Source organism: Mesorhizobium sp. B2-8-1, from assembly GCF_006440955.1.
In the GTDB taxonomy this organism is placed as follows: Bacteria; Pseudomonadota; Alphaproteobacteria; order Rhizobiales; family Rhizobiaceae; genus Mesorhizobium.
The window spans coordinates 450,901-461,196 of the sequence record NZ_VFTX01000005.1 but is presented as its reverse complement, the minus strand read 5'-3'; the positions used below and the strand labels follow the sequence as shown (position 1 = coordinate 461,196).

The window sequence follows — 10,296 nt, the reverse complement described above, 5'->3', positions numbered from 1 at the left end:
TTGAAGGCGGTGCCGGATGCCAATGCCTCGTGGACCGAAAGCGCCATGGTCAAGCACAGGCATGCCGATGTCGGCGTCGCGGTGTCGATCCCCGGCGGCCTGATCACGCCGATCATTCGGCATGCGGACGAAAAGACGCTGTCGGTGATCTCCAACGAGATGAAGGACCTGGCCAGCCGCGCGCGCAGCCGCAAGCTGAAGCCCGAGGAATATCAGGGCGGCACCACAGCGGTGTCGAACCTTGGCATGTTCGGCATCAAGGATTTCGCCGCCGTCATCAACCCGCCGCATGCGACGATCCTGGCAGTGGGTGCCGGCGAGGAGCGGGCGGTGGTCAAGAACGGCGAGATCAGAATCGCCACGGTGATGTCGGTGACGCTGTCGACCGACCATCGCGCCGTCGACGGAGCGCTCGGTGCCGAACTGCTGGTCGCCTTCAAGAAGCTGATCGAGAACCCGATGGGCATGCTGGTGTAGGAAGAACAAGGCGGTGCGGAAATTCTTCGCCGGCGGCTTGGAGGCGCAGGAATTCGCCGTCGTCACCAACGCCGAGGAAGAATACTCCCTCGCAAGGGCGGGTTGAGCAAGATGAAGACGGTTCTTTGCTACGGCGACTCGCTGACCTGGGGCTACAATGCCGAGGGTGGCCGTCATGCGCTCGAGGATCGCTGGCCAAGCGTGCTGCAGGCTGGGCTCGGTGACGGCGTGCATGTCATTGCCGAGGGACTGAATGGCCGCACAACGGCGTTCGACGATCACCTGGCAGGCGCCGACCGCAATGGCGCAAGAACGCTGCCGACGGTGCTGACCACGCATGCGCCGATCGACGTCATCGTCATCATGCTCGGCGCCAACGACATGAAGCCCTGGATCCACGGCAATCCCGTTGCGGCCAAACAAGGCATCCAGCGCCTGATCGACATCGTGCGCGGCCACGACTATCCGTTCGACTGGCCGCCGCCGCAGATCCTCATCGTCTCGCCGCCTCTCGTCAGTCGCACTGAAGATGCCGAGTTCAAGGCGATGTTTGCCGGCGGCGACGATGCGTCCAAAGAGCTTGCGCCGCAATATTCCGCGCTTGCCGATGGGGCTGGCTGCGGCTTCTTCGATGCCGGCACTGTGGCCAAGACCACGCCGCTCGACGGCGTCCATCTCGATGCCGAAAATACGCGAAACATCGGCGAGGCGTTGACGCCGCTCGTGCGCGTCATGCTGGAATTGTGATTGAAGGAGAAAACCGTGGCTGAGAACTACGACGTCATCATCATCGGCTCCGGTCCCGGCGGCTATGTCACGGCAGTGCGTTCCGCGCAGCTCGGTTTCAAGACGGCGATCGTCGAGCGCGAGCATCTCGGCGGCATCTGCCTGAACTGGGGCTGCATTCCGACCAAGGCGTTGCTGCGTTCGGCCGAGATCATGCATTATTCGGATCATCTGAAGGACTATGGACTGAAGCTCGACGGCAAGGTCAGCGTCGACACGTCGGCCGTCGTCGACCGCTCGCGCAAGGTTTCGCTGCGGCTCAATGGCGGCGTCGCCTTCCTGATGAAGAAGAACAAGGTCGACGTCATCTGGGGCGAGGCCAAGCTGACAAAACCGGGCGAGATCGTCGTCTCCAAGACGGCCAAGAAGCCGATGGAGCCGCAGCCGCCTGTGCCGAAAGGCGTCAAGGGCGAGGGCACCTACACCGCCAAGCACATCATACTGGCGACCGGCGCCCGGCCGCGGGCGCTGCCGGGCATCGAGCCGGACGGCAAGCTGATCTGGACCTATTTCGAGGCCATGGTGCCCAAGGAAATGCCGAAGTCGCTGCTGGTGATGGGTTCGGGCGCCATCGGCATCGAATTCGCCTCGTTCTACCGCACCATGGGCGCCGACGTGACCGTCGTCGAACTGCTGCCGGCCGTGATGCCGGTCGAGGACGCCGAGGTGTCGAAATTCGCCCAGAAGCAGTTCGAGAAGCAGGGCATGAAAATCATTCTCGAAGCCAAGGTAACCAAGGTCGAGAAAGGCGCCAATTCGATCACCGCGCATGTCGAGATGAAGGACGGCAAGGTGGAGAAGATCACGGCCGATCGCATGATCTCGGCCGTCGGCGTGCAAGGCAATATCGAGGGCCTCGGCCTGGAGACGCTTGGCGTGAAGACGGAGCGCGGCTGCGTCGTCGTTGACGACTACGGTAAGACCAATGTGTCCGGCATCTACGCCATCGGCGATGTCGCCGGCCCGCCGATGCTCGCCCACAAGGCCGAGCATGAAGGCGTCGTCTGCGTCGAGAAGATCGCCAATTTCCCCGGCGTGCACGCCACCGACAAGCTGAAGATCCCTGGCTGCACCTATTGCAATCCGCAGGTCGCTTCGGTCGGCCTGACGGAAGCGAAAGCCAAGGCCGAGGGCAAGGATGTCAGGGTCGGCCGCTTCCAGTTCGCCGCCAATGGCAAGGCCATCGCGCTCGGCGAGGACCAGGGCTTCATCAAGACCATCTTCGACAAGAACACCGGCCAACTGCTTGGCGCCCACATGGTGGGCGCCGAAGTGACCGAACTGATCCAGGGTTTTGTCGTTGCGATGAACCTCGAGACGACCGAGGAAGAACTGATGCACACGATCTTCCCGCACCCGACGCTGTCGGAGATGATGAAGGAAAGCGTACTCGACGCCTATGGCCGTGCGTTGAACGCATGATAGATTGGCCGCACGAGACTCAGATGCGAAAGCCGCAGGAGCTCGACGGCAAGTTAGTTCGGTTCCGGATGCGTTTTTTCTCAAGCAAGGAGAAGGCATATGGACGTGAATGGCGTGGGCTGGATCGCAGCCATCATCATCGGCGGCCTGGCGGGCTGGTTTGCCGAAATGGTCATGAAGAGCAACACCGGCGTCTTGATGAACATCATCTTGGGCATTGCCGGCGCAGTGGTGCTGAACGCGATCTTGCGTGCCTTGAACATCGGCGTGTTTGGCGTCGGCTGGACCGCCTACCTGATCACCGGTTTCATCGGCGCCTGCCTGCTGATCTGGGCCGGGCGTCTGGTGCGCCGTTAGTCGGTATCGTTTCCGCCATGCGAAAACGGTTGTGGCGGCATGTACCGCCGCAGCCTTTTTCTTTGTGCTGAAAAGTCCTAGATGACGTGTAAGTGACGATCGCCGGCGGCGATCGCAAAGAAAACCAGGGTTCCGATGGTCACCGTCCTCGACACGATCGCCAATGCGCCGCGGCTGCGGCATCCGGAGAAGGCGCACAAGCCCGACCAGGACGTGCTGCGCAAGCCTGACTGGATCCGCGTCAAGGCGCCTGTGTCGAAAGGCTATGCCGAAACCCGCGAGATCGTGAAATCGCACAAGCTGGTGACGGTCTGCGAGGAGGCCGGCTGCCCGAACATCGGCGAGTGCTGGGACAAGAAGCACGCCACCTTCATGATCATGGGCGAGATCTGCACACGTGCCTGCGCCTTCTGCAACGTCGCCACCGGCATCCCGACCGCGCTCGACCCGGAGGAGCCGGCACGGGTCGCCCACGCGGTCAAGCAGATGGGCCTCAGCCACGTCGTCATCACCTCTGTCGATCGCGACGATCTCGCCGATGGCGGCGCGCAGCATTTCGCCGAGGTCATCCGTGCGATCCGGGCGGCGACGCCTTCAACCACGATCGAGATCCTGACGCCCGACTTCCTGCGCAAGGACGGCGCACTGGAGGTCGTGGTTGCGGCAAAGCCCGATGTCTTCAACCACAATCTCGAAACGGTGCCGTCGAACTACCTGACGGTCCGGCCAGGCGCCCGCTATTTCCATTCGATCAGGCTTTTGCAGCGGGTCAAGGAGCTCGACCCTTCGATCTTTACCAAGTCCGGCATCATGGTTGGACTGGGCGAGGAGCGGAACGAAATCCTGCAGCTTATGGACGATCTGCGTTCGGCCAATGTCGACTTCATGACCATAGGCCAGTATCTGCAGCCATCGAAAAAGCACCACCCGGTGATCCGCTTCGTCACCCCGGAGGAGTTCAAGTCCTTCGAGACGATCGGCCGGACCAAGGGCTTCCTGCTGGTGGCGTCGAGCCCGCTGACCCGCTCCTCGCACCACGCCGGCGACGATTTCGCCAAGCTGCGCGCCGCGCGCCAAGCGCAGCTCGAGAAATCGCTCTGATGCATGTCGCCCAAAGTGACTTCGGGTTTTGGGAGAACGGCATGCACGAAAACAAAGACTCTAAGGTGCGTCGCATGAGTCTGTGTCGACGCGACGCGCTTTAGAGCCGGGTTCATGCCGAAATTCGAAGCCACCCGCCGCGTTTCCCACACGCCGGAACAGATGTTCGCCCTGGTCGCCGACATCGAAGCTTATCCGCAATTCCTGCCGCTTTGCGAGGCACTGACGGTGCGCTCGCGCAAGGAGCGTGACGGGCGCACGATCCTCGTCGCCGATATGAGCATCGGCTACAAGGCGATCCGCGAGACCTTCACGACGCAGGTGCTGCTGAAGCCCGACGAGCGTGCGATCGACGTCAAATACATCGACGGTCCGTTCAAATATCTGACCAATGTCTGGCGATTCGACCCTGCCGACGGCGGCTGTGCCGTCTGCTTCTTCATCGACTACGAGTTCAAAAGCCGCATCCTCGGCGCCCTGATGGGCACGATGTTCGACCGTGCCTTCCGCATGTTCTCCGAAGCCTTCGAAGAGCGTGCTGATGTCATCTACGGTGCAAAACCGGCGTGAGCATGCCCAAGCGCCTGCAATCCCAGCTTGAGTGCATGGCTGGCGGTCTCCTGGCGAATGAAAGCACGGCCTTCATCGGCGAACAGCACGCGATCGGCCGTAACCGGCTGGCCGCTTAGGCCAATCCCGAACCAGACCAGGCCGACCGGTTTTTCCGGCGAGCCACCGCCCGGTCCGGCAATGCCGGTAACGGCGAGGCTGAGCCCGGCGCGGGAGCGCGCCAGCGCGCCGGTTGCCATTTCGATCGCTGTCTCGCGTGAAACCGCGCCATGAGCCTCCAGCGTGGCGGCGGAAACCCCGAGCATGTCCAACTTGGCTTCATTGGAATAGGTGATGAAGCCGCGATCGACCACGGCGGAAGAGCCGGCGATGTCGGTCAGCGCGGCGATGATCATGCCGCCGGTGCAGCTTTCCGCCGTCGCAAGCATAATGCCGCGCTTCTGGCAGGCTTGCAGCAATGCATTTGCCAGTTCGCTGTTGCTCATTCCGGCACCTCGCCGGGAAACACCACGCTCGCCGTGGCGATCGCCGCAATGCCTTCCTCGCGGCCGACGAAACCGAGCTTCTCGTTGGTTGTCGCCTTGATGGAGATGCGGTCGGCAGAGATGGCCAGCATCTGCGACAGGGCAGCCGTCATCGCCTCGCGATGTGGGCCGACGCGTGGTGCCTCGCAGATCAGCGTGATGTCGGCATTGGCGATGCGGCCGCCGCGCGCGCGCACCAGCTTTGCCGCATGTTCTACGAATATCCGGGAGGCAGTACCCTTCCACTGCGGGTCGGAGGGTGGGAAATGCGTGCCGATGTCGCCGGCGCCGCAGGTCGCCAGCAGCGCATCGGTAAGGGCATGGAGCCCGACATCGGCATCGGAATGGCCGGACAGTTTCTTGTCATGCGGAATGGCGATGCCGCATAGCGTGACGTGGTCGCCGGGCTCGAACGCGTGGACGTCGTAGCCATTGCCGGTTCTAATATCGGGAAAGCGCATGCGCTCGCTGGAAAGTCGTTGGTCCGCCATGGCGATGTCCCGTGCCCAGGTGAGTTTGACGTTGTCCGGTGAGCCGGGAACGAGTTTGACCGGCATCTGCATCCACTCGGCGATCGCGGCGTCGTCGGTAAAGTCGGTTTTGCCGCTGTTATAGGCTTCCTCATGCATGGCCATAATCGCCAGGAATGGGAAACCCTGTGGCGTTTGCGCTGCGTGAAGCCCGCTCCGGGAAACCGTTTCGGCGACCATCCCGGCGGTGGATTCGCGTTTCAGCGTATCGGCGACGGGCAGCGCCGGGAGCGCGCCCTCGCGCTCGCCGATGGCTGCGATCGTGCGGTCGATCAGGTCCGCGTCGACGAAGGGGCGCGCCGCGTCGTGGATGAGAACCTTGTCCGGTGCGTGGCTTCTCAACGCCTGCAGTCCGAGTCGAACCGAGTCTTGCCTGGTGGGGCCACCCGCAATTGCCGTGACGCGATTGGAGTGTGCGCCGACGGCATGTCGAAAAAGTTCGTGATCCTCGGCGTGTATTGCCACGACGAGCGGGCCGATACGCGGATGCGCCAGGAAAATATCGATGACGTGGGCGATGACGGCGCGACCGCCGATCTGCTGATATTGCTTCGGGCCATCGGCCTGTCCGGCACGCGCGCCGCGGCCGGCCGCAACAATAACCACCGCGACCTTGCCGTTCGCCTCCAAAGCCCGGTTTTCGTTTCCGTCAGTCATGCCGATTGGCTTAGCGCACGATCCCCAAAAGTGTAATCGGTTTTCGGAGAGATTGTAGGCCGAACAGGAAGCCCTAAAACGTCCATTGCGTGTTCGTGCAAGGCGCGGCGCTTTGCTCGGGACTGCAGCCGAGCTCGGCATTTCCCAATTGCGCCGTAATGTGGCGTCATTCCGCGTTGCACATTGCGGCCGATATGGCTAGAGAATGTGCAGCAAATGAACATGCTTGGTTTTTGTGCATGCCTGACCTGACCAAATTGGCCGCACCTCTCGACGTCGGCGGCGTGAGTATCCGCAATCGCGTGTTCCTCGCGCCGATGTCGGGAATTACCGACGAGCCGTTCCGCCAACGCGCCCATGCGCATGGCGCCGGCCTGGTCGTATCCGAAATGGTGGCAAGCGGCGAGCTCGCCAAAGGCAGGGCCGGATGCGACCTGCGCATACGTCATTCGGGCCTGCCCGTCCATATGGTGCAGCTTGCCGGCCGCGAGGCGGCACACATGGCCGAAGGCGCGCGCATCGCCGCTGGCGAGGGCGCCGACGTCATCGACATCAATATGGGTTGCCCCGCCAAGAAGGTGACTGGCGGCTATGCCGGCTCCGCACTGATGCAGGACCTCGATCATGCACTGTCGCTGGTCGACGCCGTGGTCGGCGCGGTCGCTGTGCCGGTAACGCTGAAGATGCGGCTCGGCTGGGACGAAACGGCGCTCAACGCGCCTGACCTGGCGCGCCGTGCCGAGCAGGCGGGCGTCAAGATGGTGACGGTGCACGGCCGTACGCGCTGCCAGTTCTATCAGGGCAAGGCTGATTGGCGTGCCATAGCTCGCGTCAAAGCTGCCGTGTCGATCCCGGTCGTCGCCAATGGCGATGTGTCTTCGCCTGCGCAAGCAGCCGCTGTTCTGGAGCAATCCGGCGCCGATGCGGTGATGGTGGGCCGCGCCCACTACGGCGCGCCCTGGACCGCCGGAACCATCGCGGCCGCGGCGGCAGGCGAGCTTGCCCGGCTACCGGAAAGCGCTGCGGAACTGACCGACTACATCATTGCCCATTACGAGGACATGCTTGCGCTCTACGGCGTCGAGAGCGGCCTGCGCCAGGCGCGCAAGCACCTCGGCTGGTATCTGGACCGCCATGCCGGCGCCCTTGCCGACGAAAAGCGCAAGGCCATTCTCACGTCTTTCGACCCCGCGCGGACGATTACCTTGCTTCGCGAGGTGTTTTTCGCCGCCGAGCAAACACCCATGCGGAGCGCCGCATGAACGCCTCCGTCGGCCAGGGCCCGGAAATGGCGGATGCTGCCCAGATCGTGCTCAACACCATCCGCCGTCCGGTCATCATGATCAGTTCGGAGGGGTTCATCACCTTCGCCAACGCCGATGCGGAGGACTTCTTCCGCTCGAGCGCGACGATGCTCGCCCGCAACACGCTGTCAAAGCTCATCCCCTTCGGCAGCCCGCTGCTGACGCTGGTCGACCAGGTGCGCGAGCGCCGGGCCCCCGTCAACGAGTACCGGGTCGACGTGTCGTCTCCGCGTCTCGGCATCGAGAAGGTGGTCGATCTCTATGTTGCCCCGGTGCCGGAGTTTCCAGGCTCCGTCGTGGTGATGTTCCAGGAACGGTCGATGGCCGACAAGATCGACCGGCAGATGACGCATCGCGGCGCGGCGCGCTCGGTGACCGGTCTGGCGGCGATGCTGGCTCACGAGATCAAGAACCCGCTCTCCGGCATCAGGGGCGCTGCCCAGCTGCTTGAACTGTCCGCTTCGGACGAAGATCGCGCGCTGACGCGGCTGATCACCGACGAGACCGATCGCATCGTGTCGCTGGTCGATCGCATGGAGGTGTTTTCCGACGAGCGGCCGATCGACCGCTATCCCGTCAACATCCATGTCGTGCTCGACCATGTGAAGGCGATCGCCAAGAACGGTTTTGCGAAAAAAATCAAGATATTGGAGGACTATGATCCTTCATTGCCTCCGGTCTTCGCCAACCGCGACCAACTCATCCAGGTGTTCCTAAACCTGGTCAAGAACGCCGCCGAGGCGATCGGCGGCGACCCCCAAGGTGAAATCGTCCTGTCGACGGCCTTCCGGCCGGGCATTCGCGTTTCGGTTCCAGGCACTCAGGATCGCGTGTCGCTGCCGCTCGAGTTCTGCGTGCGAGACAACGGTTCCGGCGTCTCGGAGGATATCCTGCCGATCCTGTTCGATCCCTTCATCACCACCAAGCCGAACGGCTCGGGACTGGGCCTCGCGCTGGTGGCCAAGATCGTCGGCGAGCATGGCGGCATCATCGAATGCGAATCGACGCCGCGCGCGACAATGTTCCGCATCCTGATGCCGGCCTGGAAGGAAACGGCGCTCGGCACCGATGAAGACGCTGAAGGAGACCGCAAATGACCGTTCGCGGCAATATTCTCGTCGCCGACGACGATGCGGCGATCCGTACGGTCCTCAACCAGGCCCTTTCGCGTGTCGGCCATGAGGTGCGCGTGACCTCCAATGCCTCGACGCTGTGGCGCTGGGTGGCGGCGGGCGAGGGCGATCTCGTCATCACCGACGTGGTGATGCCGGACGAGAACGCATTCGACATGCTGCCGCGCATCAAGAAAGCTCGGCCGGAGCTGCCCGTCATCGTCATGAGCGCCCAGAATACCTTCATGACGGCGATTCGTGCCTCCGAGACCGGCGCCTACGAATATCTGCCGAAGCCGTTCGACCTCACCGAGCTTCTCAACATCGTCAACCGGGCGCTGTCGGAGCCGCGGCGGCCGAAGATCGACGCGCGGCCGGAAGAGCAGCCCGAGACGATGCCGCTGGTCGGCCGCTCGGCCGCCATGCAGGACATCTACCGCATGCTGGCGCGCATGATGCAGACCGACCTGACGGTGATGATTTCGGGCGAATCGGGCACCGGCAAGGAGCTGGTGGCGCGTGCGCTGCACGAATATGGACGCCGCCGTGGCGGCCCTTTCGTTGCCATCAACATGGCGGCCATCCCGCGCGACCTGATCGAATCGGAACTGTTCGGCCATGAGAAGGGCGCCTTCACCGGTGCGCAGAACCGCTCAACCGGCCGCTTCGAACAGGCCGAAGGTGGTACGCTGTTCCTTGACGAGATCGGCGACATGCCGATGGAAGCGCAGACGCGCCTGCTGCGCGTCCTCCAGCAAGGCGAATACACGACGGTCGGCGGCCGCACGCCGATCAAGACCGACGTGCGCATCGTCGCCGCCACCAACAAGGATTTGCGCACGCTGATCAACCAGGGGCTCTTCCGCGAGGATCTTTTCTATCGCCTCAATGTCGTGCCCCTCAGGCTGCCGGCACTGCGCGAGCGCTCCGAGGACGTGCCGGACCTCGTCCGGCACTTCTTCAAGCTCGGCGAGATGGAGGGTCTCCAGACCAAGCGTATCTCGTCGGGCGGCATCGAATTGATGAAGCGCTATCCCTGGCCGGGCAATGTGCGCGAACTGGAAAACCTGGTCCGCAGGCTCGCCGCGCTCTATTCACAGGACGAGATTTCCTCCGAGATCATCGAGGCGGAACTCAAGACCGGCGAGCGTCCCGTGGTGCCGGGCGGCGGCAACCTCATTCCCGACGACCTGTCCATCGGCCAGGCGGTCGAGCATTTCCTGCAGCGCTATTTCACCTCGTTTGCCGGCGAATTGCCGCCTGCCGGCCTCTACCAGCGCATTCTCTCGGAGGTCGAGTATCCGCTGGTGCTGGCCTCGATGACCGCGACGCGCGGCAACCAGATCAAAGCCGCGGAACTGCTGGGGCTCAACCGCAACACGCTGCGCAAGAAGATTCGCGAACTGGGCGTCAACGTCTACAAATCGTCACGCCAGGCCTGAGCCGGGATAGAGCC

The 10,296-nt window shown here is 63.1% G+C and carries 11 protein-coding genes; 9 read left to right on the top strand and 2 right to left on the bottom strand.

Features of this window, described 5'->3' with window-relative positions; all coding sequences use genetic code 11:
* The 6 genes from FJ428_RS16775 to FJ428_RS16750 form a co-directional block, all read left to right on the top strand.
* The coding region (locus FJ428_RS16775) for a 2-oxo acid dehydrogenase subunit E2 (RefSeq protein ID WP_181167323.1) at window positions 1-477 on the top strand (477 nt) is incomplete at its 5' end.
* A gap of 111 nt (window positions 478-588) precedes the next feature.
* A complete protein-coding gene (locus FJ428_RS16770) occupies window positions 589-1,224 on the top strand; it encodes an SGNH/GDSL hydrolase family protein (protein WP_140879815.1) in 636 nt (211 codons plus the stop codon).
* A 15-nt stretch (window positions 1,225-1,239) separates the two neighbouring features.
* Entirely contained in the window at window positions 1,240-2,685 is a 1,446-nt protein-coding gene (gene lpdA / locus FJ428_RS16765) for a dihydrolipoyl dehydrogenase (RefSeq protein ID WP_140525168.1), read from the top strand.
* A 99-nt stretch (window positions 2,686-2,784) separates the two neighbouring features.
* Window positions 2,785-3,042 carry a GlsB/YeaQ/YmgE family stress response membrane protein gene (locus FJ428_RS16760; RefSeq protein WP_140498561.1) on the top strand — a complete coding sequence of 86 codons (258 nt, stop codon included), beginning with the start codon at window positions 2,785-2,787 and terminating at the stop codon, window positions 3,040-3,042.
* A 135-nt stretch (window positions 3,043-3,177) separates the two neighbouring features.
* Window positions 3,178-4,143: a lipoyl synthase gene (lipA, locus tag FJ428_RS16755; RefSeq protein WP_140584650.1), complete on the top strand. Its 966-nt coding sequence runs from the start codon at window positions 3,178-3,180 to the stop codon at window positions 4,141-4,143.
* Window positions 4,144-4,257: 114 nt separating this feature from the next.
* A complete protein-coding gene (locus tag FJ428_RS16750; RefSeq protein ID WP_140879814.1) occupies window positions 4,258-4,713 on the top strand; it encodes a type II toxin-antitoxin system RatA family toxin in 456 nt (151 codons plus the stop codon).
* Here the strand turns inward: FJ428_RS16750 and FJ428_RS16745 are convergent.
* Window positions 4,692-5,198, bottom strand: a complete 507-nt coding sequence (locus tag FJ428_RS16745) for a CinA family protein (protein ID WP_140879813.1) — start codon at window positions 5,196-5,198, stop codon at window positions 4,692-4,694. The two genes, FJ428_RS16750 and FJ428_RS16745, sit on opposite strands and share 22 nt — an antisense overlap.
* Complete coding sequence (locus FJ428_RS16740; protein WP_140879812.1) at window positions 5,195-6,424, bottom strand: bifunctional 2-C-methyl-D-erythritol 4-phosphate cytidylyltransferase/2-C-methyl-D-erythritol 2,4-cyclodiphosphate synthase; 1,230 nt, start codon at window positions 6,422-6,424, stop codon at window positions 5,195-5,197. Before FJ428_RS16740 ends, FJ428_RS16745 begins: the two co-directional genes overlap by 4 nt.
* A gap of 239 nt (window positions 6,425-6,663) precedes the next feature.
* Here FJ428_RS16740 and dusB point away from each other — a divergent pair, with 239 nt between their 5' ends.
* From dusB to ntrC, 3 genes are read left to right on the top strand one after another with little or no spacing between them, the layout of a single operon-like run.
* Window positions 6,664-7,686, top strand: coding sequence for a tRNA dihydrouridine synthase DusB (gene dusB, locus FJ428_RS16735; RefSeq protein ID WP_140879811.1), 1,023 nt, complete (start codon window positions 6,664-6,666; stop codon window positions 7,684-7,686).
* Window positions 7,683-8,825 carry a nitrogen regulation protein NR(II) gene (locus FJ428_RS16730; protein ID WP_140632728.1) on the top strand — a complete coding sequence of 381 codons (1,143 nt, stop codon included), beginning with the start codon at window positions 7,683-7,685 and terminating at the stop codon, window positions 8,823-8,825. The genes dusB and FJ428_RS16730 overlap by 4 nt, the downstream gene beginning before the upstream one ends.
* Window positions 8,822-10,282, top strand: coding sequence for a nitrogen regulation protein NR(I) (gene ntrC, locus FJ428_RS16725; protein WP_140498568.1), 1,461 nt, complete (start codon window positions 8,822-8,824; stop codon window positions 10,280-10,282). Before FJ428_RS16730 ends, ntrC begins: the two co-directional genes overlap by 4 nt.
* Window positions 10,283-10,296: the final 14 nt, after the last annotated feature.